The sequence below is a fragment of the Stygiolobus sp. RP850M genome (genome assembly GCF_037389295.1).
Lineage (GTDB): Archaea > Thermoproteota > Thermoprotei_A > Sulfolobales > Sulfolobaceae > Stygiolobus.
In genome coordinates, this window is the sequence record NZ_JBBHKU010000008.1 from 1 (window position 1) to 26,014 (window position 26,014).

Below are 26,014 nucleotides of genomic sequence, written 5' to 3' on the forward strand. Positions count from 1 at the left end.
AGGGCAACGAAGGCAGTAAATAGGAGCATTCGCAGCATGATGTACTCCATAGCCCTAGTCTTGTGGGAGAGAAGGTTAATCCCAGAATTTGTAACTTAATGACGACACTATCTCCACACTCTCTTCGTAAATCCGCTGACTTCTTCAATTACACTAACAATTTACTACTCTGACGAGAGATGTTATGTTCACGTGAAACTAGTATGTATGGGGGAGACTTATCCTTATACCGGAGATTTCTACTTCATACTTCACGGAACAGTATATGACTATGGTCAGTCATACTGGATATTACCGGGAAAGTATGTGGCGTATCCTACTGGAATATTTGTTCAAAATATTAACAACATGCTCTATAGGACCTGTGCATGTGTTCTACAATAATAATTTAATATGGAACGATACTGAAGACAGTCCAATTATAATTAACCTAACTCAGCTTGGAACAATAACAGTTCAATACGGAGTTAATGAGGTATATCAGCAATTATAACGGGGTGAATATCGTGAGGGCCCAATCGGAATACATAGGTTTTATCTTCGCTCTTATAATAGTAGTAGCCTTATTAATCCCCCTTATGTTTTATCTACTCGATGTATCATCACCGTCGTCTAAGCCCAAAATTATCAAACTGTTGCCAATTTACAAATTGGAGGAGGTAACGTTATAGTGTTTTATAATTCGTCCTATAATCCCAAATATAATTTAATCGTAGTTTATGAGGGAAGTCAAAATTTTGTGATAACTTGGGTTTATTACATGTATCAAGGTAAGACATTAAATATAACTAAAGAAGTACAAGCAATAGATCAACAAGGTCAAGCGGTCGGAGGTATTCCCAAGCCTCTAACATATAATTTTACAGTGCCAGAAGTCGCTTATAACTTACCGTTAATCCTTCTAATATCAGCGTATAATACGACTGTTTTCGTTGAAGTACCACCTAATGAAACAGCAATAGCTTCGTAAAAGTTTTATTTAAGATATACCCTTTCCTTATCATGCTTTCTCACTATTTCTCTCAATTACTGAAGGATCAAGATTATTATTCCATTCACATAGGTCGTGAAAAACCTGATTTACAAACATTAGCAGTTAAGATGCTTGTTAAGGGTTACGGTATAATTGATGAAAAAAGGGAAGGTAATACTGTACTGGAAGTTAAAGGGATAAGACTCCTTAAGGGTAGAGGAAGTGAAAAGAGTGATTGCATTTTCAGGAAAGGAGGTAAAAACATCATAACTGATCCACCGGAATTCCCTAAAATAGTCATAGATCTTGGACTATTCGACAGTCTGACCGAAGAAGAGAAGAAGAAAACATTAGTCCAACTAAATATGACTCTGAACATCTTAAGGAGGTTCTGGTGGGACGGTAACTTAGTGATAGTAGGAGACGTGAGGATAGGGAAGGCAATAAATGTTAGTAAGTTTAGGGTTGAAGCCAAAACAATAGTGCTCGACCCTTATGGTGATGTTGATGCAAACGAGGAGATAATAAGGAATTCGGATGTATTCATCATAGGAGGAATTGTAGATAAGGGAAGAAGACTGAAATACGCTACTACCGAGTTAGCTAAAATGAGGGGCTATGACTACCCACGTGTAAGGATAAAGTTACGGGGGTCAGTAGTAGGAGTCCCAGACGAGATTAACAAAATAGCCGAAATCGTGCTGAAAGTTAAGGAAGGTGAAAGTTTGGAGGACGCGGTAATATCAACTATGTCCAAAGCTGATAAAGTGGCTAGGATCTTGTATGACGTCCACAGGCTAGGTTTAGACGTTTTAGAAGAGGAATTAAAGTGGTTAAAAGCTGACGATAAGGTTTTACACATGGTGAAATCGAGGCTGAGGATAATCTCATGATGTGTTAAACATGTATAACAGTAAAACTTATTAAACAGTATGACAATATTAACATATGTCTTCAAATCCTCAAGATCAAAACAACAATAATAGGAAGACCATTACTATAAGGGGAGTAGATAGCGATCTATATAGCAGGATAGTAAACCTGTCAAGACAGAGCGGGAAGACGGTAGGGGAAATAATGAACCAAGCTATGATTACTTTTCTGGGATTAGCGGGAAAAGCTGGGGAAAAGATCGACGATGCAGTTTCCAAGGCTAAGGAGACAAGTAAGGCATTTATCGAGGGGTTTAACGAGGCTAAAAAGGACGTCGTGATCATATCCGACATTGAAGAACTTGAGGCTAATAAGAACGAGATAACTAGTCTGGGTAAACCCGTCTTGTTCAGGAACATAAAAAAACTCGTGTTAGAAGACATAGACGAGCCTACTCTAGATAGATTTATCGACTCTATTGTGTCAGTGGATGAGCTCGTTATACCTAGATCGTTAAATAAGTTTAAAGTTTTACAAAAATGTAAGTTCGTAAAGAGGATAACTCAAGTCCCGTGAAAGGAGCTTTTCTCGTCATAGTAATACAATCGTTGGCAAAATAATGGGTATGAGCAAAGTTAAAATAAAACCGCTTATCATTGCCCCTACAGCATATTCTCCGCCTAACAAATCCACGTATAGAGGTAACGTTACGTCCATTGACGTAGCCCCTCCTATGGCTATGGCACCTATAGGGGTTGCCTTCACTCTTAGTAAGATCGGTAACAAGATGAAAGCTAATTGCTCTCTCAGGAAGTTGCTCAGAAACCCGACTACGCCAAGAGCTGGACCGAAGTATTTAGCGACGAATGGTCCCGTATACGAATACCAACCTGATCCTAAGGTTATCATTAAACTTGCCTTTAAGGGAATTAAGGGGGAGAAGATTACTGAGAGTATTATAGCCCCTACCACGTCAACCGTAACTGCTAAGATCGCTAGTCCCGTAGTCCTCTTGAGTAATCCTATGTTAAAGCTCCTGCCTATTTCAATACCTATAATTACAGCCAAAAAGTATAACTCATAGTCTATGATGAGGGTAAAAGGTAGCTCTAACCTGATTCCAAGTCCTAAGATAAGACCCAAAACCAGAGGTATAACGTATTTTATTTGCATCCTCAAGTTAACTTTCACAGGATATAAATGAACTTTGTCTATAAAGAATAAGCCTATAACATATGTTATGAGGATTAACAAGGTTGCCACAATTAGAGATATTACCAGAACACTAGCGATCTCGTTGACTGGAATTGTAACGCCTCCCCAATAGGAAATACTGAATATCAAGACTAGCACTGTAGCTTCCGTGATCACCGAAGGCAGTTTGACTTTCCTTCCTATAGCCATACTTATAAGATATAGAGAGAGAAAAGTCAGTGTAAAGTTCATACAACTCAATATAGTATTCTGCTTAAATGATTATCCTTACTTTGGTTAGAGAGAGAAAGAAGTTTTGTCTAAAACTTTCCCCCTCTTTATCTTCTTTTAATCGCCGCAAATAGTATTAAAAGCGTGGAGATTATCAGTAATACCACAGACACAACATTTACTAGATTGATAGAAACTACTGCGTTTTCCACTATGGGTTTATTTATTATGATCACAACTCCATTCGGTAAATTATATGTCCCAGTCCACTCTACACTCTCGAAAAAGGGAACTGTAGTATTTAACCTTATTTCACTGCCCTTAAAGTACCATGACTTCTGTCCGTTTATTGTGACCAAGTATTGTGGGTAATAAGTTACTGTAATTGAGGTAGGTTTTATCAATGTAAAGTTAGAGAAAGGTAATACAGAGAGGACTGCATACCTTTCCGTACTATTTATTGGGTAAGTAACGTTAGTCAGAACTTGTATCTTACTTCCGTTGAAATACCACCCGCTAGTGAAATTGACGAGGTGACCGTTAACAAGGGCTAATACAAGATATTGTGAACTCACGTTAACGAAGAATTGTAACCTCCAAATAGCTGTAAAGTTCAGGGGAGATTCAATCGTTATTGTCAAATTATTAATCAGGACATACCTGCTATAATTGTTAACGTAATGGTATTGAACCGGCACGTATATTGAAAGTCCGGAGTCGTACCATCCCGTAGTAAAGTTCATGATCATCCCGTTTGCTATGCCTTTTAGTGGGTACGGAGAAAGGACGTTTACAAGGAACTGTTTAACTAACGACACATTTATAGCTACAGGCTTATTGACGATTATGTAAGTAATGTTAGGAGAACATGCTATCCTCTCGCTAGGAGCAATAACATGGTAGTAGGCTACCTTAAACACTATAGAAGTCCCGTTATTATACCACCCACTTGTAACATTCATTAAAGTCCCATTTACATACCCTTCCAACTCTCTGTTTATACTTACGTAGTATTGGTAACTAGAGATTATGGTAATCGTCATAGATGAGTTAACTATAACGTGGAAAGGAGTTGGTATGTAGTATACTACTCTTTCGTCATTGGAAAGGTAATGGTAATTGTTAGGCACCGTTATCACTGTTCCATTGTTATACCATCCTGAAGTTATGTTCTGGTAACTCCCGTTTACTTCTACTAACGCCTTGTAAGGGACTATAACGTAGTACTGTAATAAGAATCTTGCTGTGAAATTAATGGGTGAGTTCAATGTTACGTTAAGGTTGTTGGTCAAGATCCACCTCTCGGTTTTCGAGCTGTAGTATATTTGCGGAGGGATGAGGACTCTTGAGCTCTGGTTTATCCATTGTATATGTGTAGCCGTCATATTAATCCCGTTAACCAGTTCGTATAATGGCAGGGGAGAGTTTATTATCAGTCTGTATTGTGTTATCCATGAGGCTGTGTAGTTTATGTTCGGTTGACTTACAATGAAGCTGGTGGAATTTAGTAATTCTTCTCTTATACCCGTTGATAAATAATAATATTGCAGTGGGATCACTACTTTTGAAGAGGAGTTAAACCACTGGTTCCCTGTCACGTTCAATGTTTTCCCGTTGACTTCTACTGTTAGGGGGTACTCGGTCTTAATATCTACCAAGTACTGTAAAACTACGGTTACGTGTATTGTTATGTTAGTCGTAATTACTATATATGTTACGTTAGGAATTAGAAGTTCCCTTTCCCCCGGTGCTATTACAGAGTAATTGCATATGGGTAATTCTATTACTTCTCCGTAATAGTATTCACCCGATTTGATGAGTGCGGGGGTTCCGTTCAATGTCCCCCACATGGGTATATTAATTGTAACCTTCAATAAGTTAGGTATTCGGATATAACTCACAACCACTTGATAATAGCCGTTTGACAAAGTGATTATGTTGTTAGTGGTATTATAACTACCACTACTATTTAGCACCTTGCTTATAGGCAAATAGCGGTAAAGTGTTGTATTGAACAGCGGAAGTTGTACGGTAATACTAGAGGGTGAGGTGTAAGATGTGTAATAGGACTCTCCGTAATCCGGTTCTTGAGTGTTATAAGGTACATTTGCTGTAGTGTTATACCCGTTAACTAAGTAGTAGTGGTTTGAGAGTACTGTAACTAATGTCCACCCCGGGATCAAAGGTGTAAAATAGCTCGTCAAATAGGACGGGTTTGGGTTGCCGATAGTCACACAGACCATACCGTTATTACCCAAGGTTGCTTGTATGTTAGATGAAGTCTCTGCTGTGTCGAAGCCATAGTTATAAACTTCTGGAAACGGTGAGTATAAGTTAGTTCCCGTAACCTTATAATATATTGCTAATTGAGATTTCATTGACGAGAATGTAGCTATAGCTCCGTTTGAAAACCCTCCCCAGACAAGCTCAGCATCAAAATACTCCCCATTTCCGGTTAATTGGGGTGCCACTAAGATATAGGCGTTAAGGATATTGTTTAATGTTATTATCACGGTGTCATATTTAACGTAAGAGCCACCCATTTCATATCCTATACAAACCTCCGCCCCACCGGGGGTTTTTGACACATTTATGAAAAGTAACAATGACATGGGAGTTGAGAAGGATTGATAAGATGTCGAATAGTAGTAATATGATACCACTTGTCCATTATTTGTGGTTGTTGTTGTCACTTGACCATTACCAAATATATATGCTGGGTTCAATCCGGCATCATTCGCTGTAAAGTTCCAGATATTGTCTATGAAACGCATTTGAGATCCTTCGAATTGTATTGCATTCTGTATCCAATATTCCTGAAGGTTACTTAAGGAGCTCATCACTAGCACCACATTCAGCTGCAAAGAGGCACCGCTCGTAGACAGTGATCCTATATATACATAACCCATTACAGAACTTGTCTCAACTGCAACTTTAACCCCCGAGGGACTAACACCGTTAGATGAGACTCCAATGGGATAATAGGGAGGGTCTTTGGTGTAAACCTTAGGGATCAATGCAGGTGTTGAAGAGATGGGAGTGAATGTAATGAGGTCTAGAAGAAAAGAAGTGATCAAGAGTAAAGTTAACAGTAATCTTAAATTCATATCTAGTTTTTAAAATCACAGTTTTAAAAACTTTTGAGAACAGAAAACATAGCTAAGGACAGAAGTATTAAAGAGAGAAATATTAAAACAAATGCAATGACTATACTGTCGTAAATTGGCTTTAAATAATATAAAAAAAGAAACAAAGCTATAATGGGGTTCTTCGTAAAGCTTTCACCTTTGTTGAGGCAGCTCGGGAGTCTCGCTTAGTATTTCCTCTATTGCCTCAGTCCTGAAACCGCTCTTAACAGCTGCGAAGTAGAACCCCAATATTACTAAAGCTGCTATAACTGTGTCCTCTGGGAACGGTATTATTGGATTTAGGCCGAATCCTCCGAAGTAGGACAGAATATATATTGCTATTAAAGAAGCCTACCAACCACCAACCAGCATTTACCTCTCTCTTAATATCCTCACTCGTTACGGATAAGTTAAGGAGAGCAACATTTGCCATCAATAGAGCTGCATAAATGAGTATGTAAATTATGAACGCTGTATTGTTAGCTGTTGTAAGTCCTGAAGTGGCGTTAAAGAAAGCTATAGCAATTATTATAGAAACTACAATGTCAACAATGCCAACCAAGGCGGAAATGGTCTTGTTCACCTTTAATACTTTGTATGCGTAATACCCGAAGAACAACGGTAAACCGAAGGTAATACCAGTAAACACATAGAATAGTACAGCAAACCCTGACCAATATAATATCAGACCAGCGGCTAACGTCGCTAATGGAGCTATTATTGATACACCAGGCAATTTGAAGGGTCTATTTAACTCTGGTGCATGCTTCCTTAGCACCGCTACGCTAATTCCCCCCATTATGTAAGTTAACACTGTAGCTGAGGATATGAAAGACACTAGGGCATACCATGACGGGAAGGGTAGTAAGAATATGAACCCTATGATTAATGCAGCAATTAGTGAGAATACTGGAACTTTAGTCTTTCCTACCTTAAGGAATATCTCTGGTAAGTAGCCGTTACTGGCAAAGGCATATATAGTTCTCGCGGAAGTTCCAGTATAAATCCATCCAGTACCGGATGGAGAGACAACAGCATCTATTGTTAACACTAAAGCCCATAACACAAATAATCCAGCAATAGCTCCAGCCTCGGGTGCTAGGTGGAATAATATTAAGAAGGGACCGTTTGCTATGGCTGCACCACTGCTTGTCTCAGCTGTAGGTAGAGCACTCCAATTACCAACTGGTACTGGGACTAGCTTACCTGACTCATTTAGATATAATTGGTTCCAGTTAATTCCGCCTATGAAAGCTACTTGTAACATTGTATAAAGTAGTATGGCAATTACTAACGAACCAATTACTGCAAACGGAATGTCTTTCTTAGGATTTCTACCTTCTCCTCCATATTCAACAGCTTGTCTGAAGCCCAAATATGAGAACACAACTCCAGTAGTAGGTATTGCGTAAAGCACAGCGTTGACTCCATAAATTCCACTAGCTCCTCCCACTACGTTGGAAGATGATGGGAAGAATCCTCCGCCAGCTGTAAAGTTTCCAGTATGGAAGTCGAATATCAACAGAAATATAACAGTTAGTGTAGGGACTAGTAACTTCCACCAGCCTACTCCATGTGTTACCTTACCTAGGATGTTAACGCCTGCATAGTTTAGGAAGAAGAAGAAGAGCAATAGAAGACCGGCGAGTGCTATTCCTTCAGGTGTTAGTATTGTTATCTGGGTTCCGTTAAAAGTTCCCGTAGTAGTTAATTGTGGATAATATGAGGCTATATACTCAATAGCTCCAGCCGCTTCAATAGCTGGTACTGAAGAGGCTGATAGGAAATAAGCCCAAGTTATTATGTAACCTACTACGCCTCCGTGAGTGTAGTGGGGATATCTGGTTATTCCTCCAGATTTCGGTATAGCAGCTCCAAGCTCAGCGTAAGCTAAACCCACGAACATTACTAGGATTCCCGCAATTATCCATGACAGAATTGCAGAACCTCCAGCATATGCACCAGTACTCAGAGAAGCGAACAACCATCCTGAACCTATTACTCCTCCTAAGGAGAGATACAATAATTCGAACTTATTTAGAGATCTTCTTAACAATTTATCTGATCGGGTTCCGAAATCTCTGGCTCCCCCTTTTATTTCCCTATCAGACATAAGTTTAAACTATATGTGGTACTTTATAAATCCTTGGTATCTAATCATGGTTTGAATGTGAACAATTTCTAATTGCTTAAAATAATTTGAACGATTTATGATTGATAATTTGAGATTTTAATTTCTATACCAGAGGACTGAAAAAATGATTTAAATGAAAATGAATAAATATACATTATGGCAAAACTCAGAGAGCTTTCAGGTGAACTTAGAGAGATATATACAGTAAACTCAGATGAGGTGCTTTCCTTTAAGACGTATATAGCTGGAATCTGGACATCAACGAAAGATTTAGAAGAAGTAAAATCTCCCATAGACTTAGAGGTTTATGCAAAAGTCCCTAAGTTGAACTATGAAATGGTTGACATGGCTTTACAGACGCTTTATAGGAAGGGCAGGTGGGAAATAAGGGATATGCCGGGGGAGAAGAGATTAAAGGTTTTTCACACACTGGCTTCTTTACTGGAAAAGTTCAGGCAGGACTTTGTGAACGTGTTAGTAATCGGTAACGGAAAGACCCCTTCAGCTGCAAATGGCGAAGTTAATGCAGCTATCGAGAGGTTAGAGAGGGCTGACTTAGACGTGAGAAAACTATACGGTGAGTACGTCCCGGGTGACTGGAGTACCGAAAGTTTGGAGGCTGAGGCAATAGTGAGAAGGGAGCCTTTAGGTATAGTGTTAGCCATTACCCCCTTTAATTACCCTCTTTTCGACGTGGTAAACAAGTTCGTATACTCGACAGTAGCAGGAAACGCCTTTGTTCTTAAACCAGCCAGTGCCACTCCCCTACCGGCAATAATGTTCGCAAAACTTGCAGAGATGGCAGGTTTTCCGAAAGAGGCTTTAGCGGTAATCACTATACCGGGCAAAGAAATGGACAAGATAGTTCAGGACAAAAGGATAGGTGTTATTTCACTCACGGGAAGTACCGAGACAGGGGAGCAAGTAATGAAAATAGGTGGAATAAAGCAATACGTTATGGAACTCGGAGGTGGCGATTCTGCGTTAGTTATGGCTGACGCTGATCCGAAAGTTTCAGCCCAGAAAATAGTCACCGGTATAACGAGCTATTCCGGGCAGAGATGTGACTCGATAAAGTTCGTATTTGCGGAAGAACCAATATACGATAAACTAAAGGAGAATTTAGTAGAGGAGTTAAGGAAGGTGAAAGTAGGAGACCCGAGACAAGACGGAGTCACTATGGGGCCTGTGATTGACCCTAAGACCGTAGACGAATTCGAGTTTGCCGTAAAAGACGCCGTAAGCAAAGGAGGAGTTATACTTTACGGAGGAAAAAGACTGGGCGCCACATATATTGAACCGACGCTTATTGAAATCGATAAATCGAAAGTAAAGGACTCGTACTTGTATAAGAAAGAGGTATTTCTATCAATCGCAGTACTCACTCAAGTAAGCAATATAGAAGAGGCAATAGAGTTATCTAACGGTAGGAGGTACGGACTAGATGCAGCATTGTTCGGAAATGACATAAATAAGATAAGAAAGGCGGTAAGAATGCTCGAAGTAGGAGCGGTTTACATAAACGAGTACCCCAAGCATGGTATAGGTTACTTCCCCTTTGGCGGGAGAAAGGATTCCGGGATAGGGAGAGAAGGTATAGGATACACTATTGAATATGTGACGGCCTATAAAACAGTGGTATATAACTACAAAGGAAAGGGAATATGGGAGTATTTGTGACTAAACGAAGGTACTCAGTGTTCTAACTCTTCTCTGAGCTCGTCACGACTATAAGTATCGATAGTATCACTAACATTCCCCCGGAGATTTCGAAGACGGTCGGTATTTGACCGAATATAGGGATAGCCAATAATGTTGCGACTACTGGCTCTAACAGCCCTATCGTCTCGATATGTTGAGGTTTGACCTTCCCAGAGGCTACTATTATAGACGTATGGCCCAGCAAGGTAGGTAATGTGATTAAACCTAATAGTGCTAGGACGGAAGTTATGGTAACTGTGCCAAGTCCCTGAATTAGGAACAACGGAAGTGTAAATATTGAAGAAGAAATATATATAGAAGAAGTTAAGGTTATCGGCTCGTCTTTGACTTTACTAAGTCCAGCCGTATAAAGGGCTATTAAAAAGGCTGACAATATTGCAATGGCGTTTCCGAAAAGTAAACCGGGCTTTAGAGGAAGGTTCATTAATACCACTCCCAAAAACCCGGTGATGACAGCGATTATATCCCTTAAGTTTGTCTTGAATTTTAAGAAAGGTGATAACAAAATTACGAAAAAAGGGGAGGTAGAGACGAGAACAGTAGCATCGATTATCGTTGTCGAGTAAACACTGATAATAAAGGTCACCATATGCATTGCTAGTAGTAATCCAAAGGGTGAATACCTCACGACTTTCTTAAGGTCGACCCTCCCTAAAGTGAGGATGAGACCTGCAATAAAGAACCTAAGGAATGCTATACTCCCAGGGGACATCGCCGATAATTTAATGAAAATAGAAGCGGTACCAAAGCTCATCCCACCGGCGATCAGCAGCAGGTAATACTTGTTTATCGATAGTTTCATTAGGACTTTTTATCCTAACTCAATAAATATGATTTATGCAAGTCGTAGTCCCTATCATTACCCCCTTTACGAAAGATGGTAAAGTTGACATAAATGCCTTAAAAGACCACGTGAAGAGGCTTTTAGAACTCGGTGTAGACGTAATTTTCCTTAATGGAACAACAGGTTTGGGACCGGCTCTTTCTAAAGAGGAAAAGAAGGAAACGTTAAAGGCGGTGTACGACGTCACACACAAGGTAATATTCCAAGTGGGTGGTCTTAATTTGTACGATGTCTTTGAGCTTGTCGAATATTCTAAGGAGTTCGACATTTTGGGAGTAGCATCTTACTCTCCTTATTACTTCCAGAGACTTCCAGAGAAATGGCTGGTCAATTATTTTAATGACATTATAAGCAAGAGTGAGCAGGACTTCTTCCTTTACAATTATCCCGCGGCGACTGGATATGATATATCAGCCAAAGTAGTGGGAAAGATCCACGGGCTCAAAGGACTAAAGGACACTACGCAGGACTTAGCTCACACACTTGAATACAAGATAGTAAATCCTAACTTAATCGTTTATAATGGATCCGATAGCTTAATCTACTATTCTTTATCGTCACTTGACGGTACAGTAGCCTCTTTTGCAAACCATTCTCCCCACATAATATCGGCTATGAGGAAGCTGATAAAAGAAGGAAAGAGGGAGGAAGCACTTAAGGTCCAGATGTTAATTAACATGCTACTAGACGCGATCAGGAAATACGGGCAGCTCTCGGCAACATACTATATGGTGGAGATAATGTTAGGTTATAAGGTGGGTTATCCTAGACCCCCAATATATCCCTTAACAGACGATGAAGTTAAAATGTTGAAAAGCGAAGTTGAACCTTTAAAGAGAAAATTAGAAGATATTATTAGTGGAATTTATGGCTAAAATGGTCACGCTGGGAGAAATTCTGATTCAGTTTAACTCGATTACTCCCGGACCCCTAAGGCATGTTAACTATTTCGAAAAACATGTTGCGGGTAGCGAGGCAAATTATTGTGTCGCGTTCATAAGGCAAGGGAATGAGTGCGGTATTATAGCTCGTGTCGGGAAAGACGAGTTCGGGTACAACGCCATAGAGTGGTTGAGAGGGAAAGGTGTAGACGTATCTCAGATAAAGATTGATGATTCAAGCCCTACCGGGATATTTTTCATACAAAGGCACTATCCAGTCCCTTACAAGAGCGACTCGATTTATTACAGAAAGGGGAGTGCTGGGAGCAAACTTTCCCCGAATGATGTTGATGAAAAATATGTCAGAAGTGCTGACATAGTCCACTCCTCTGGGATTACCCTCGCTATTTCAGACACTGCTAGAGAAGCTGTATACGAGGCTTTTGACTTTGCTAGAGCCCGATCCTTTGACACTAACATAAGGCTTAAACTTTGGTCTCCTGATAAGGCGAGATACGAGATAATGAGGATACTTAACAAATTCCACCTGAACTTCCTGATAACAGATACTGACGACTCAAAGATAGTGTTGGGCGAGTCGGATCCCGATAAGGCAGCTAAAGTATTCCTAAATTATGCTGATGTAGTGGTAATGAAGATGGGAGCTAAAGGAGCTGCATTGTACTACGAAGGTAAGAAATACTACTCTCACGGATATACGGTTCCGGTCGAAGATGTAGTAGGTGCTGGAGACGCTTTAGGAGGTACTTTTCTGTCTTTATATTACAGAGGTTTTACTTTAGAAAAGGCTTTAGATTATGGTATAGTAGCGGCAACACTTAACGTTATGATAAGAGGAGATCAAGAGAACTTACCCTCGACTACTGACATAGAACAATTTTTGAGAGAGTTCGAAAATAGATAAGAAAAAAGAAATAGAGGTTAAATTCTAAATAGGTAGTTAACTAATTTTTCTTCCCTTTAATGCCTTAATCAACGTTGATGCAAAATAGGGTAGGTCACCTGGATGCCTCGATGATATTAGATTATCGTCCTCAACTACTGGGCTGTCTATGTATTCTCCGCCAGCAGCGATCACGTCGTCCTTAATCGAAGTCACGGAAGTGACTTTTCTTCCCTTTATTACTCCGGCGGAGATGAGGATTTGAGGTCCGTGACAGATTGCGGCTACGGGTTTTTTCAGTTCGAAGAATTTCCTCGTTAACTCCTTGACCTCCGGCAAAGTCCGTATTCTCTCAGGACCTCTACCACCTGGAATTACCAGAGCTGAGTACTCTTCGGGCTTTACCTCTTTAAACGAGATATCCGCTACTACAGTATAACCGTGTTTACCGACTATTTTTCCTCCCTTTTCTTTACCCGCAATTACCGGAGTGAATCCCTCTTCTATAACTCTATAAAACGGGTATAACAGTTCAATATCCTCATATTCATCTCCTACTATAAAGAGTACTTTCATAGTGTGATAATTTGTGGCAATATAGACTAATAACACTTGTTGTTAGTCTAATAAAAACATTATAAGTCCCCCACCTTACCTCTCTCAAAGGCTTTATTTTATTTTAATCTACCTTTAGAGTAAATGGTGGAGATATGCCTCTACGGTACCGTCTACAATAACGCGGACACAGTTGAAGAGAGTGTGAAGTCTGTTTTCGACCCTAGTTACAAAATAATCATAACCGACAATTATTCAACTGATGGTACTTACGAAAAACTGGAGGAGTTGAGAAAAGACTTTAATTTGACCGTTTTGCGTTATAAGTCCTCAAGAGGTGTGGGGAGACAATATTCACTAAACTACTGCCCGGAAAACTCCATGACAGCCTATTTTGATATGGACGTAAAATACAACAAGATATTTCACGATATAGTGAAATACTCAGCTGAAAGAGGAGCAAAGGTAGTAACTACGATACAGAGCACTCTTGTCGCACCCAAAAAAGAGATTATAGAGAAGGGTGGTTGGAGGGATCTTATAGTCGCAGAGGACATAGAGCTCTGGTATAGAGTAGGCTTCGACCACCACATACCGCTGATAACAATGGAGAAGAATTTACATAGACAGTCCAGCTATGGAGCTAGAGAGAAAAGGTACTCAAAAGGGATTAATTATTACTACCGGTGGTTTATGAGTGTAGTCGACACCATAAGGGGTAGGGGATTTACGTTAGAAGACGCCTTTTTATGGTATAAAAAGAAATACCACGCAATAGTCTTCCTAGCGTACATAATAGCCAAAGCAAAGGGGATGTACAGAGGTACTACCATCTTCGAGCTGTTAGAAAAGATCTACATTCCAGACGAGTTTAGGAATTACGAGGACTATATCCTTATAGGGGTAGGTCTAAGAGAAGTAAATTATAAAAATAGGGATAAAATTAAGAAATACACGGAAGGGTATAAGTCCTTCTTATGCGATGACAATATGATACTGTTTGTGAAAAAAGAAAAGGTTGTCGAATATTATATGAAGAACTTAAGTAAAAAACTTGTGAAGAATTGTGAGAAATTCACACTCTGAAGTTATAATCTATTTAAAATCTCCTCTAAGTAATAATAGTGGGGAACAATTTGGAGTATTATCTATCCAACATTTCTTCCGTAAAGAAAGACCAAGTTCCGATTAAGGGGTCAAAAGGAGCTTACATCCAGTGGCTTGTCACAAAGGATCATGGAGCCCATTACGCAGTCAGAAAGTTCACATTAGAGCCACACGGCGTAATACCGATGCACGTACATAAATACCAAGAGACTGTCATTATAACTAAAGGTAAATGCAAGGTATGCGTAGCCGACAAGACCTACGAGATGAAAGCTGGTGACTTCATTTTCATAGATTCTAATGTAAAACACTCCTTCGTGAACGGTGACTCAGAACTGGAATTCTTCTGTGTAATCGATTACACAGACGACATGAGTATAAAGACGTTAGACGAGGAGTGCAAGTGAAAGAAAAAAGTCACTCGTAATACGTCTGAGCTTGTTCTCTGAGGAAGGAGAGTAAGTAATAGGGTCCTCCCGCGTTTTTCCCAGTCCAACCCGAATGCTTCCAACCTCCGAACGGTTGTACTCCGGGCATTGCACCGGTAGTAGCCCCTACAGTCCTATTTGCGTAAACAACACCGGCTTCTATATTGTTAAAGAAGTATTCAATTTCTTTCGGGTCTTCACTGAAGATACCAGCGGTTAAGCCGTATTCTACGTCATTAGCTCTCATTAAAGCCTCTTCTAACGTCTTAACTTTTCCAACTAACAGTATGGGTACAAAAAGTTCAGTCTTCCACAACCAGTGGTCATAAGGTAAGCCAGTGACGACTGTAGGTTCTACATAATATCCTTTGTTCTCCTCCACGACTTTTCCTCCTATTACTATCTTCCCTCCGCCTTTCACAGCTTCATCTACAAACCTCTTGTACTTCTCTACAGCACCTCTGTTTATCATGGGTCCTAAAAAACGTCCTTTTTTCTAGGGTCTCCAATCTTGGTCTCTTTTACTTTATTGACTAATTTTTCTACAAACTTATCGTATACGCTTTCAAATACGTATACCCTAGAGGTGGCACTGCACTTCTGACCACCAAAGCCGAAAGCCCCACGATATACACCCTCAACAGCCTTGGTAAGGTCTGCCTTATCAGTTATTATCACGGGGTTCTTACCACCTAGCTCCATCACTACCGGTCTAGGGTCTCTTTCAATGAAGCGTTTTGCCAAGGAGTGCCCCACGTCCTTAGATCCCGTAAATGCCATTCCGTCAGATCTTGTTAACATGAAGTCAACGATGTCCTTTCCGCTACCTGTGATGTAATTCACCACACCCGGTGGAAAACCGGCCTCTAACATTATTTTAACTAAGTTGTATGCGGAAAGTGGTGTGTCGGAAGACGGTTTTATCACGGCTGTGTTCCCGGTAATCACTGCCCCGAGGGCCATAGTAGTAGTAGTTATTGCCAACGGGAAGTTGAAGGGAGCTATTACAGCCCAAGATCCGTAGGGCTTCATCACTGAGTAGGAGTGTTCATTCTTATACATCCTTGAGTCCATCTCGTGCTCAAAACCCCTATTAATCTGGAGGATGTAAGCGTAGTAGTTGAAGTAGTCTATAGTTTCGTCAACCTCAGCTATAGCCTCGTATCTGTTCTTACCATTTTCGAGGGTAATAGTAGCAGCTAACTCGAACTTCCTCCTCCTGATCAGCTCAGCAGCCCTTTTAGCCATTTCGACCCTGTCTTTCCATGACGTCAGCCTCCAACTCTTAAACGCTTCTTTTGCGGCCTTGAAAGCTTTATCTATGGCGTTTTCATCAGCTATCTGAAACCGTCCTATGAGAATTGAAGCGTCTATAGGAGACCTGACTTCGAAAGTCTTACTTGTCTTTACTTCCTCTTCTCCTATTATCAGTGGGTACTCTTCTCCAAGTCTTACTCTTTCTAATGCTTTCTCAAACTCTTGGTGGAACTCCTCCTCCCTACCTTTATACTTAGCTATAGTGTTTTCGTTTATGAATACCATATCTATAATTATAGATAACCGGAGATAAAAATGTGGTGTTGTACGTTGTTTGGAAAGTTTAACGAGAAGAGCCTAAGCCGATCGCATAACGATCTTAGGACCTTCAGTTGACATTATAAAGTAAGTAAACACATAATACTTTATGGACACGATAGAAGAAGCGTATTCAATAAGACTCGTTTCAGAAGTGAAACTAAGTCAGAAGGGTCTATTACATACCGAGACGTGGATAGAAGGGAATGAGTATAAGTCAAGCATCTACCTTGATAAGAATAGGATTACTTTCGGCGGAAAGGAGTCCTTACCATCGATCAACGGAGAGGATCTCTACTACGTTTTAAACGGAAGAACACTTGTCAAGCAAAGCCCTTACGGAGAACCTAAGAGACTCTTTACTCTCGGTAAGATACATAAGTTCGTCTTCCATAAGGACGGGATTTTAGTCATAGGAGAAAAGAAAGATAAAAAAGAAGGCCACTTCGTGGCTAAAAAACTGAAGTATAGGTTTGACGGAAGAGGTCTACTGAGAACTAGGATGTCCTTGTTGTTGTTTGACGGAAAAGAAGTTAAGATACTTGTTGAAGGTGACTTCGACGTAACTGACGTTGCAACTAACGGAAAAAGGATCGTGATCTCTGCTACAAAAGAAAACGATGATGTGGGTCTATCCGACATTTATGAGGTTGAAGGAAATGAATTAAGGAGAATCACAAGAGGGGAGGGGAACATAACGGCTGTCGCCATGAACGAGGACGGTCAAATAGCCTATCTAGGACACCGAAAGGGTAAAACACCATGGGCAGTAAAAGAAGTAATACTACCAGAGGAGGATAAGAGTTATCTGTGCGGAAATTATTGTGGTAATAGCGTCCTCACTGACTTGTTCGACGGTGCAAAGGAGAAGTTAGTCTTTAAGAGGGGAGAAATAATAACCACTGGTCAAGTCGGAGCTAAAACAAACGTTTACAAAGTTAGTGATAACAAGGTGGACCAACTGACAGATGGGGATATGGTAGTCAGGAGTTTCGATTATCTAGACGGAGAACTGGTTTATGTTTATACCACTCCTGAAAAGCCTTCAATAATGTACTACAAGGGAGAGACATACGACCCTAACCCCTCAGTCAGGGGTTTAAAGCCTGAACTGGTTAGGGGAGATGTTGAGGGTTGGGCTATAATAGTGGACAAGCACGCTCCGACGATACTCTTTATCCACGGAGGGCCACACACTGCTTACGGGTACTCCTACTTCATAGAATTCCAGTTTTTCGCAAAGCACGGGTTTAACGTAATATACTCAAACCCTAGGGGTAGTCAAGGTTACGGTGAGGACTTTGCTAAAGCATGTGTAGGTGACTGGGGAGGGAAGGACATGGAGGACATCTTAAACTTCGTTAGAACTGTCAAAGTGAAATACGAGCTGACGGGTAAGATCGGCGTTACCGGGGGATCCTACGGTGGGTTTATGACTAATTGGATTGTCACAAAGACAGATATGTTCTCTGCGGCGATTAGTGAGAGGAGTATATCTAACCTCGTCAGCATGTGCGGTACGAGTGACATAGGCTTCTGGTTCAACACTGTAGAGTCCGGTATTGACGACCCGTGGAAACCTGAAAATATGGATAAGTTAATGAAAATGTCTCCCATATATTACGTAAAGAATGTCAAGACGCATATAATGCTAATACATGGAGAGGAGGACTACAGATGTCCCATAGAACAAGCAGAACAGTTCTTTATGGCGTTGAAAATGAATGGAATCGATAGCGAACTGGTCAGGTATAAGGGTGACGGTCACGAACATGCGAGAAGGGGTAAGCCCAACAACATGAAGGATAGGCTTAGAAGAAAGCTAGACTGGTTTAACAGATATTTGAGATAGGTGACACTCCACGTAAGACGCCTTCGTTCTCGATATAAACAATTCATATACTCTCTTTAAGTTTATGAATAATGTCAGTTTTGATTATTCGTAGGGTCTTCAACATGTGTTCGAACCATATACATCCTAAAACAAAACCGATTCTAAGGAGACATTATGTGGTTGACCTAATTAATTAAAATATGTTTAAATGAACATTTTTTGATTTTGTAACAATTTAATCAAGAGATAAGCAAAGTATTTAATAAATTTCTTACCATTACCATATAATGTATCCACCCCAACTAGGCTATTATAGACCGGTCAGTCTTAGTGACGCCCTAGACTTCTTAAGTAATGAGGACGTTAAGCCCTTAGCAGGAGGTCAGAGCTTAATACCTATGTTAAAGTTTAGAATATTAAAGCCTAAGTTTCTACTGGACTTAAACCCTCTCAAGGAACTAAATCACATCTCGTCAGGAGATGATAGTATAATCATAGGTGCTACAGTGACACATGCCAGCCTGGTTAAGAGCGGTATAGTGAGGATAGACTTGCCTCTACTTCACCAATCGGCAAAAAAGGTAGGTGATATGCAAGTCAGAAATATGGGTACTATAGGTGGTTCGTTAGCAAACGCAGACCCATCGGCAGATTATCCTGCTATAGTTACAGCTTACAACGCTAAGTTAAGGTTACAGAGTTCGAAAGGCGTGAGGGAGATAGAGGCTAAGGATTTCTTTAAAGGGCCCTATACAACCGAGTTAAGGGAGGACGAGCTTTTAGTGGAGATCGTCTTCCCTAAACTTAAGGGATACAACTATAAGTACGCGAAAATAGTGAGGAGAGCTGGAGACTACGCATTGATTGGAATGGCTGTTTTAGCTAAAGTAGACGGAGTAGTAAAGGATATCAGAATCGCTTATACCGGTGTTTCCGACAAGCCGTTCAGACCTTACGAGATAGAGAAGTCTTTACTCGATACTAAACCTTCTGAGAACGTAATTAGGGACTTCGCAGAAAAAGTAGCCTCTCAAGTGAACCCTCCTTCAGACTCCAGAGGATCTTCCGAGTACAGAAGAAAGGTGATGAAAGCTCTTACGGTAAACACCCTAAAGGAGGTGTTAGGTATTGTTAGTTAGACCAGGAGAAAAGGCAAAAATTAAAATAAAAGTAAACGGGATATGGTACGAAAGGGAAGTAGAGCCTAGGCAATTACTAGTCCACTTCCTGAGAGATGAACTAGGGCTTACCGGTACTAAGATAGGATGTGATACATCAACTTGTGGTGCGTGTACTGTACTCCTCAACGGTAAGAGCGTTAAGTCTTGTACAGTGCTTACAGTCCAAGCTGACGGTGCTGAGGTGACTACCATCGAAGGGTTAGACGCAAAGGAGCTTAAAGAGGCATTCAAGGAGAACTTTGCCCTCCAGTGCGGCTACTGTACTCCAGGAATGATAGTTCAAGCTCACTACCTCCTCAAGGAACATCAACATCTCTCGGAAGAGGAAATAAGGGAAGGTATTCATGGTAACATCTGTAGGTGTACTGGATATCAAAACATAGTCAAGGCAATAAGGCAAGTTGCAGGAGGTGACGGTCATGTACACGGGTAAACCAATAAAGAGGTTATATGACGATAAGTTCGTCAACGGTAAATCAACTTACGTAGATGACATACAGATATCAGCCTACTATGCGGGGTTTGTCAGGAGCCCTTACGCACACGCGCTGATTAAGTCTATAGACGTAAGTGATGCGCTAAAAGTCCAAGGGATAGTCGCGGTCTTCACGGCAAAGGACCTGGAGGTTAAGGAAGGTATAGGAATATGGACTACTTACGAAGATCCTAAGTTATGGAAATTCGTAAAAAGGAAGCCGTTGGCGGATAAGAAAGTTAGGTATGCCGGAGAACCGGTGGCTATAGTGATAGGAACTGATAAGTATTCAGTGAGGGACGCTATAGACAAAGTAAACGTTGACTACGAGAGATTACCTGCGATAGTTAAGATGGAAGATTCCTTAGAAGATAAAGTGATCATACACGAGGAGTTAAAGACTAATGTAGCTTTTGACCGGACTTACAGTGCTGGCGACATAGAGAACGCCTTTAAGAACGCGGACAAAGTGATCCCAGTCGAGATAACAAACAACAGACTCATCCCGTCACCCATGGAGCCCAGAGGCATTATAGCTAGATATGAAGGAGGCTTCCTGACGGTATGGTACTCTACACAAGTTCCCCACACAGCTAGGTCAGAGTTCTCCAGAATTTTTGGCATTCCATCCAGCAAGATAAGGGTCATAATGCCCGATGTAGGAGGAGCTTTCGGAAGCAAAGTGAATATTTTGCCGGAAGATATAAGCGTCATAGCCAGTGCTATAAAGTTGGGGAGACCAGTAAGGTGGACAGCGACTAGGAGTGAGGAAATGTTAGCCTCTGAAGCCAGGCATAATACCTTCAAAGGGGAAATTGCAGTTAGCAGAGAAGGGAGATTGTTAGGAATTAGAGGAGACTTACTGGTTGACTTAGGAGCTTATCTAACTTATACTGCCCCTCTACAACCAGCAATTATTCCTTTAATGATCCCGGGGCCATATAAGGTTAGAGACATCCATATAAGGAGTAGGGCAGTTTACACTAACACCCCACCCATAACAATGTACAGAGGAGCAAGTAGGCCCGAAGCTACATTCATAATAGAGAGAATAATGAGTATTATTGCCGACGAGTTGAAGCTAGACGACGTGAGGGTCAGAGAAGTGAACATGGTAAGGATGGACGAGATGCCGTATACGAACCCATTCGGCTTGAAGTATGATTCTGGTGATTATTTAGGCTTACTGAGGGAGGGACTGAAAGCACTCAAATATTATCAGCTCAAAGGATGGGCTGAGGAGGAGAGAAAGAAGGGCAGGAAGATAGGTGTAGGGATGGCATTTTACTTGGAGATCAGTGGTTTCGGGCCTTGGGAGTTTGGCGAAGTCAGAGTATCCGAGACTGGAGATGTATTAGTAATAACCGGAGGAACTCCCCACGGTCAAGGTACAGAAACCGCAATTGCCCAGATAGTAGCTGACACTTTGCAGATAGACATTAATAGAGTCAAAGTGGTCTGGGGAGACACTGAAATTGTCGCTGCAAGCATGGGTACTTACGGGTCGAGAACAGCCTCGGCTGCTGCGAGTGCTGCACTTGTCGCTGCAAAGGAGGTATTGGAGAAGATGAAGAGGACAGCTGCTAAGATTTTGAACGTGGATGTAGAGGAGGTCGCATATTCCAATGGAGAGTTCAGTGCAGGTGGTAAGAAAGTTAGTTGGGATGAAGTAGCTGCATCCTCTTATGCCTCAAATGAACCAGGTATTTACGCTCAAGTCACTCTGTCCGGAGATGTTACATTCCCCTATGGAGTTCATGTGGCAGTAGTTGAAGTAGACGATTATGGTATAATAAAGGTAATAGACTACAAGGCTTACGATGATATAGGTGTAGTGATAAATCCGGCTTTAGCTGAGGGGCAAATTCACGGTGGGGCTACGCAAGCTGTAGGACAAGCAACATTAGAAGAAGCTATAATTAACGACGATGGTCAGTTAGTTGTAACTTACGCTGATTACTTTATACCAACGGCTGTTGAGACACCAAAGTTTGAAAGTCACTTCGTAGAAAAACCACATCCATCCGCGTATCCCACTGGGGCAAAGGGAGTTGGCGAAGCCGCACTAATAGTTGGACCAGCTGTTATAGTAAGGGCTATTGAGGACGCCACTGGAAAGAGGTTCAATAAGACTCCCGTAAGACCTGAAGACGTAATTTAGCCTGATTAAATTCTTTTTTCTTAAACAAACTGTCTCCAGTACAATTTTATTATACTTTTATTTTATAGTTAATAATCGTCGTATGATTTGAATGATCTACCAAGATAATTTATATATCTTCTCTTTTTAATCCTTTTCTATTTATCGAAGTTTAAAAAAGTCTTAACTTTGTAAATAATTGAAGATTAAAAAGATTTATTACTTTTTATTAGAAAAACTTAAATTTGTTTTTTAAACAATTTTAAATAGGTGAGTTGAAAGGACGGCTAAAACGGAGTTAAATGAAGGAAATTCAACGAGAATGGAGTACATATGGCCTATACGTTTCGCTGTAGGTTGGATGTTTTTAGACGTGGTTTAAGGAAGGCTGTACTAAAACCTGAAAAGTTAGACCCTAACTCATCTTCATTCGTGGGAGGAAAATTAGTGAATTTCCTGCCACACGCTGATCCGTTTAAGCCTTTCTTACTAATGACTCTAGAGAACAGAACATTAGACGCAACATTCCTCACTGTCTTCAGTTATGTCGAACCACTTGTGGGGATTATGATAGTGATCGGGTTGTTAACAAGATTGGCATCACTAGGCGCTCTAGCAATGTCTGTGGGTTTCGCTCCAGCATACTGGTTAGGTTCCACATGCGAGGACGAATGGCAAATCGGTGCTCTATTAACAGCAGGTTCAATAGTACTAATGGTAACAGCTGCCGGAAGAGTATGGGGATTAGATCACTTCCTCTATAAGAAGTTCGGAGATAGACCGATAGCTAACGTACCGATACTTAAGTGGATTAAACTGTGGTGAAAAGTATGGAAAAAGCAGTTGTTCTTGGCTTAATTTTCAGTATCTTGGTAGCGGGCTGGATACTAGCTACTGGCCAGTGGGCTTATGGAAACGTAGTAGGGCCTTTAGTAAATAACTCAAAATTACCGAAACTAGAGATCACTTATATAGACGCTTATAATACACCTCAGGGTCTATGTCTTATAATGAACATAACAGATATCGATGGTCCGGACGCTTACCCGGCTTCCGCTCCACTGATGGAGATATACAATACAAATCACACGTTTATGATGTTCCTAAACTCTTCACAGATATCTAACGATACCGTGAAAATAATACAAGCCCCGTGGAACGCGAATAAAAAGGACACCGTTAACTGGTATTCGGGATTCGTAGTAATATTGGGAAGTGAAGGACAGTTCCACTTACTAATAAAAGGAGTACACTTAACTCCCGGTAAATATTACGTGAAATTATACACACCAGCAATATCTACCGGTAGGGAAGCAGTAGCGAGTTTTACTATAACGTCATAACTTTTTCTTTTTTTTTAATTTATCCTCACTTTTTTCTCTCGCTTTACTTTTTTTACTTTTTCTTTACAATCTTTTGTGATGGAGAATGAAAAAATAAACATAATAGTTGATATGTTATTGTCTTCAGTGAACGCTATAGCTTTCACCGGTGCTGGCATCAGTACAGCTTCAGGTATACCGGACTTCAGAGGGCCTAACGGTCTTTGGAAAAAATACTCCCCTGAGTTGGCGAGTATAGAGTACTTTGAAAGGGATCCCAAAGGTTTCTGGGAGTTTTACTCGACAAGGATGAGGGGGCTATTTGAAGCGAAGCCTAACCCTGCACATTTTGCTTTAGCTGAACTCGAGAAGATGGGGCTAATAAAGTACATTATTACACAGAATATCGACGGTCTTCATCAAAAAGCTGGTTCAAAAAGCGTGATAGAACTTCACGGCACTATGAAGAGGAGCTTTTGCTCCTCTTGCTTCAGGTCTTACGATTCGTCTGAGGTTCTTATGAAAATAGACGAGGGAGAACTTCCTCCTAAGTGCTCATGTGGTGGGATTATTAGACCTGATGTCGTACTCTTCGGGGAACCAGTTAAGGAAATAAATTACGCATTACAAATTGCTTACGATTCGGACTTGGCTTTAGTGGTAGGTTCCTCTCTGACTGTATATCCAGCAAATTTGGTTCCGCAAGTCGTAAAGGAAAGAGGAGGTAAATTGATAATCCTAAACATGGAGGAAACGCCTCTGGACTTTATTGCAGACGTTGTTATAAGAGACTCCGTCGAAAAAGTCCTACCGATGATAGTTGATGAAGTAAAAAGGCAGACTGGTTTGGTGTAACTTTCAGGATTCGAAAGTGGTAACTACTGAATGTCGCTTTCGTCCTTGTTTGCTTCCTTTATCTTGTCCATTACTTTTTTTGGTAAAGCATAGTCCTCCCTCCTCTCGTTTATTCTCCCCAAGAGGACTATGCCCTTTCCCGGGACTATGTCAATTTCCCAAACATACTTATCATGATTTGTCTGCCTCATCTTTTCTATAACTACATATCTATGTAGCATTCCATCTCTTATTACTCTTCTGAACCTGATAATCCCATCAGCTACGTGTTCAACTCCGAATCCGAAAGCTTGGGACGTAGTTATTGCGTATTGTGACGTAACGAGAATTGTAAACCTCCACTTGTTAAGTACTCTCTTCAAGTAGTAACTTATTTTTCTTGCCATTGCCGGTTTATCTAAGAAAAGTGCAGATACTGAATCGATCACTAGTCTAGCCCACCCAGAGCCTAATTTTTGCTTAGCCTCTATCACTTTTTGGACTAGTGACTCTGGTTCTAACTCCGTTAAAGACCACTCGTCTTCCCTTTCCTTCATTAACGCATCAATTATTATCAACTTCTTTTCAATATATTTTTCGAGATCCCAGTTAAACATCTTGGCTTGCCTGACTATGGAGTCCCTGCTCTCTTCCGTAGTAACGTAAATTGCAGGCTCTCCATGGACAAGTCCTTCGTGTATAAAGCTGAGGGAGAAGATTGTCTTACCCGTTCCGGGTTCACCAGTCAAAGCTACAAAGAACCCCTGCGGAATGCCTCCCTCGATAAGCCTGTCAAATTCATGAATACCAGTAGACAGCCTGATCATAACTATTTATTTTGAACTAATGGAATAAATAATTGCCTTTTGATAAAGGTATTAAGGAAAAAATGGAGTGTGGACAATAATTTTGTTAATCTAAAATGAATTATTTGAATTGTTTGTGCTTTATTAGTAGAACGTTGATGATAATACTTTTTTAGGATGAGCACGGGAGGTATTACCTGGAGGTGAGCACATGGAAACTAGATGGAAGGTTCCCGTGCTCACCCAAATTATACTAATTTTAATGGAGTATATTAACCTTAGCCCTAGGTTTTACTCTGGGGATACCTTAGCCTATGCATTGGCTATCCAGCAGCAGTTATGGGAATCTTAGGGAGGTAATACCAAGAAGTCGGTATTAGCGAGAAGTTTTTATTTTTCAACGTTGTTCTACTGAAAGATGTTGAAGGGACAAGTAGAGTACGCTAAGGAGAGGTTGGTCAAGGCAGTCAACCAAGTTTTGGGCATAGTGAGAAGGAACGGGAGGAGCAGGAGGGTAGGACTAGCACTAGTCCTCATGACCCTGCTAGGTGGTAGGGCCAGCGTGAAGAATGCTGCTGAGACGTTCGGGTTAGACTACGCAAACCTGCTGGAGGCGTTGGGGGAACTCGAAGACGCGTGGAGGGACTACTTGAAGTTCCTGTCGGGGCTGGTGAAGGGTGAGGTAGCCGTAATCATAGACGACACCGTAGACCACAAGGAGTACTCCAGAGGGAAGGACGTGAGCCCCCACGGGAACTACTGGATCTACTGCCACGCCCACCGGAGGTTCGAGAGGGGTATACAACTCCTCACGGTCGCCATAGTGGACCTCTCCACGGGCAGGGCGTTCATGGTGGGAGCCTTCCCCTACGC

At 41.0% G+C, this 26,014-nt stretch carries 20 protein-coding genes and 6 pseudogenes; 19 read left to right on the forward strand and 7 right to left on the reverse strand.

What is annotated here, in order from left to right; translation table 11 throughout:
* The 5 genes and pseudogenes from WIW52_RS00260 to WIW52_RS00280 form a co-directional block, all read left to right on the forward strand.
* Nucleotides 1-99, forward strand: a pseudogene (locus WIW52_RS00260) (IS1 family transposase); the annotation flags it as partial.
* A 407-nt stretch (nt 100-506) separates the two neighbouring features.
* Complete coding sequence (locus WIW52_RS00265; protein WP_337707822.1) at nt 507-671, forward strand: hypothetical protein; 165 nt, start codon at nt 507-509, stop codon at nt 669-671.
* A 68-nt stretch (nt 672-739) separates the two neighbouring features.
* Entirely contained in the window at nt 740-970 is a 231-nt protein-coding gene (locus WIW52_RS00270; RefSeq protein WP_337707824.1) for a hypothetical protein, read from the forward strand.
* 29 nt (nt 971-999) lie between these two features.
* The gene (trm10, locus tag WIW52_RS00275) at nt 1,000-1,866 is read left to right on the forward strand and encodes a tRNA (adenine(9)-N1)-methyltransferase Trm10 (RefSeq protein WP_337707845.1); all 867 of its coding nucleotides are present in this window, start codon (nt 1,000-1,002) and stop codon (nt 1,864-1,866) included.
* Nucleotides 1,867-1,921: 55 nt separating this feature from the next.
* Complete coding sequence (locus tag WIW52_RS00280; RefSeq protein WP_337707825.1) at nt 1,922-2,422, forward strand: hypothetical protein; 501 nt, start codon at nt 1,922-1,924, stop codon at nt 2,420-2,422.
* 15 nt (nt 2,423-2,437) lie between these two features.
* Here WIW52_RS00280 and WIW52_RS00285 read toward each other — a convergent pair whose 3' ends face one another.
* The 3 genes and pseudogenes from WIW52_RS00285 to WIW52_RS00295 form a co-directional block, all read right to left on the reverse strand.
* The gene (locus WIW52_RS00285) at nt 2,438-3,292 is read right to left on the reverse strand and encodes a lysine exporter LysO family protein (protein WP_337707826.1); all 855 of its coding nucleotides are present in this window, start codon (nt 3,290-3,292) and stop codon (nt 2,438-2,440) included.
* A gap of 86 nt (nt 3,293-3,378) precedes the next feature.
* Nucleotides 3,379-6,378, reverse strand: a complete 3,000-nt coding sequence (locus WIW52_RS00290; protein ID WP_337707827.1) for a thermopsin family protease — start codon at nt 6,376-6,378, stop codon at nt 3,379-3,381.
* Between the two features lie 174 nt (nt 6,379-6,552).
* Nucleotides 6,553-8,512, reverse strand: a pseudogene (locus tag WIW52_RS00295) (APC family permease).
* 177 nt (nt 8,513-8,689) lie between these two features.
* Here WIW52_RS00295 and gapN point away from each other — a divergent pair.
* Entirely contained in the window at nt 8,690-10,213 is a 1,524-nt protein-coding gene (gene gapN, locus WIW52_RS00300) for an NADP-dependent glyceraldehyde-3-phosphate dehydrogenase (RefSeq protein WP_337707828.1), read from the forward strand.
* Between the two features lie 22 nt (nt 10,214-10,235).
* On the opposite strand, the gene WIW52_RS00305 is transcribed toward gapN, so the two are convergent.
* Entirely contained in the window at nt 10,236-11,057 is an 822-nt protein-coding gene (locus WIW52_RS00305) for a DMT family transporter (RefSeq protein WP_337707829.1), read from the reverse strand.
* A gap of 35 nt (nt 11,058-11,092) precedes the next feature.
* On the opposite strand from WIW52_RS00305, the gene WIW52_RS00310 reads away from it, so the two are divergent.
* Nucleotides 11,093-11,974: a bifunctional 2-dehydro-3-deoxy-phosphogluconate/2-dehydro-3-deoxy-6-phosphogalactonate aldolase gene (locus tag WIW52_RS00310; RefSeq protein WP_337707830.1), complete on the forward strand. Its 882-nt coding sequence runs from the start codon at nt 11,093-11,095 to the stop codon at nt 11,972-11,974.
* The gene (gene kdgK, locus WIW52_RS00315; RefSeq protein ID WP_337707832.1) at nt 11,967-12,905 is read left to right on the forward strand and encodes a bifunctional 2-dehydro-3-deoxygluconokinase/2-dehydro-3-deoxygalactonokinase; all 939 of its coding nucleotides are present in this window, start codon (nt 11,967-11,969) and stop codon (nt 12,903-12,905) included. Before WIW52_RS00310 ends, kdgK begins: the two co-directional genes overlap by 8 nt.
* Nucleotides 12,906-12,941: 36 nt before the next feature.
* Here kdgK and WIW52_RS00320 read toward each other — a convergent pair whose 3' ends face one another.
* The gene (locus WIW52_RS00320) at nt 12,942-13,460 is read right to left on the reverse strand and encodes a type 1 glutamine amidotransferase domain-containing protein (protein WP_337707846.1); all 519 of its coding nucleotides are present in this window, start codon (nt 13,458-13,460) and stop codon (nt 12,942-12,944) included.
* A 123-nt stretch (nt 13,461-13,583) separates the two neighbouring features.
* Here WIW52_RS00320 and WIW52_RS00325 point away from each other — a divergent pair, with 123 nt between their 5' ends.
* Nucleotides 13,584-14,525: a glycosyltransferase gene (locus WIW52_RS00325; RefSeq protein WP_337707834.1), complete on the forward strand. Its 942-nt coding sequence runs from the start codon at nt 13,584-13,586 to the stop codon at nt 14,523-14,525.
* Between the two features lie 50 nt (nt 14,526-14,575).
* Nucleotides 14,576-14,953, forward strand: a complete 378-nt coding sequence (locus tag WIW52_RS00330) for a cupin domain-containing protein (RefSeq protein ID WP_337707836.1) — start codon at nt 14,576-14,578, stop codon at nt 14,951-14,953.
* Between the two features lie 10 nt (nt 14,954-14,963).
* On the opposite strand, the pseudogene WIW52_RS00335 reads toward WIW52_RS00330, so the two are convergent.
* Nucleotides 14,964-16,516: pseudogene (locus WIW52_RS00335) on the reverse strand (aldehyde dehydrogenase family protein).
* Between the two features lie 142 nt (nt 16,517-16,658).
* Here WIW52_RS00335 and WIW52_RS00340 point away from each other — a divergent pair.
* From WIW52_RS00340 to cobB, 7 genes and pseudogenes are all read left to right on the forward strand, one after another.
* On the forward strand, nt 16,659-18,401 hold the full coding sequence (locus WIW52_RS00340; protein WP_337707837.1) for a S9 family peptidase: 1,743 nt from the start codon (nt 16,659-16,661) through the stop codon (nt 18,399-18,401).
* A 269-nt stretch (nt 18,402-18,670) separates the two neighbouring features.
* Nucleotides 18,671-19,522 carry a glyceraldehyde dehydrogenase subunit beta gene (gene cutB / locus WIW52_RS00345; RefSeq protein ID WP_337707839.1) on the forward strand — a complete coding sequence of 284 codons (852 nt, stop codon included), beginning with the start codon at nt 18,671-18,673 and terminating at the stop codon, nt 19,520-19,522.
* Nucleotides 19,512-19,997: a (2Fe-2S)-binding protein gene (locus WIW52_RS00350; protein ID WP_337703119.1), complete on the forward strand. Its 486-nt coding sequence runs from the start codon at nt 19,512-19,514 to the stop codon at nt 19,995-19,997. Before cutB ends, WIW52_RS00350 begins: the two co-directional genes overlap by 11 nt.
* Nucleotides 19,984-22,200: a glyceraldehyde dehydrogenase subunit alpha gene (cutA, locus tag WIW52_RS00355; protein ID WP_337707841.1), complete on the forward strand. Its 2,217-nt coding sequence runs from the start codon at nt 19,984-19,986 to the stop codon at nt 22,198-22,200. The genes WIW52_RS00350 and cutA overlap by 14 nt, the downstream gene beginning before the upstream one ends.
* Before the next feature lie 301 nt (nt 22,201-22,501).
* A pseudogene (doxD, locus tag WIW52_RS00360) lies at nt 22,502-23,004 on the forward strand (thiosulfate:quinone oxidoreductase large subunit).
* A gap of 5 nt (nt 23,005-23,009) precedes the next feature.
* Nucleotides 23,010-23,522 carry a TQO small subunit DoxA domain-containing protein gene (locus tag WIW52_RS00365; protein ID WP_337707842.1) on the forward strand — a complete coding sequence of 171 codons (513 nt, stop codon included), beginning with the start codon at nt 23,010-23,012 and terminating at the stop codon, nt 23,520-23,522.
* 78 nt (nt 23,523-23,600) lie between these two features.
* Nucleotides 23,601-24,356, forward strand: a complete 756-nt coding sequence (gene cobB / locus WIW52_RS00370) for an NAD-dependent protein deacetylase (RefSeq protein WP_337707843.1) — start codon at nt 23,601-23,603, stop codon at nt 24,354-24,356.
* 23 nt (nt 24,357-24,379) lie between these two features.
* Here cobB and WIW52_RS00375 read toward each other — a convergent pair whose 3' ends face one another.
* The gene (locus tag WIW52_RS00375) at nt 24,380-25,162 is read right to left on the reverse strand and encodes a KaiC domain-containing protein (protein ID WP_337707844.1); all 783 of its coding nucleotides are present in this window, start codon (nt 25,160-25,162) and stop codon (nt 24,380-24,382) included.
* A 190-nt stretch (nt 25,163-25,352) separates the two neighbouring features.
* Here WIW52_RS00375 and WIW52_RS00380 point away from each other — a divergent pair.
* Together WIW52_RS00380 and WIW52_RS00385 are read left to right on the forward strand one after the other, a co-directional pair.
* A pseudogene (locus WIW52_RS00380) lies at nt 25,353-25,466 on the forward strand (IS6 family transposase); the annotation flags it as partial.
* A 93-nt stretch (nt 25,467-25,559) separates the two neighbouring features.
* Nucleotides 25,560-26,014: pseudogene (locus WIW52_RS00385) on the forward strand (IS701 family transposase); the annotation flags it as partial.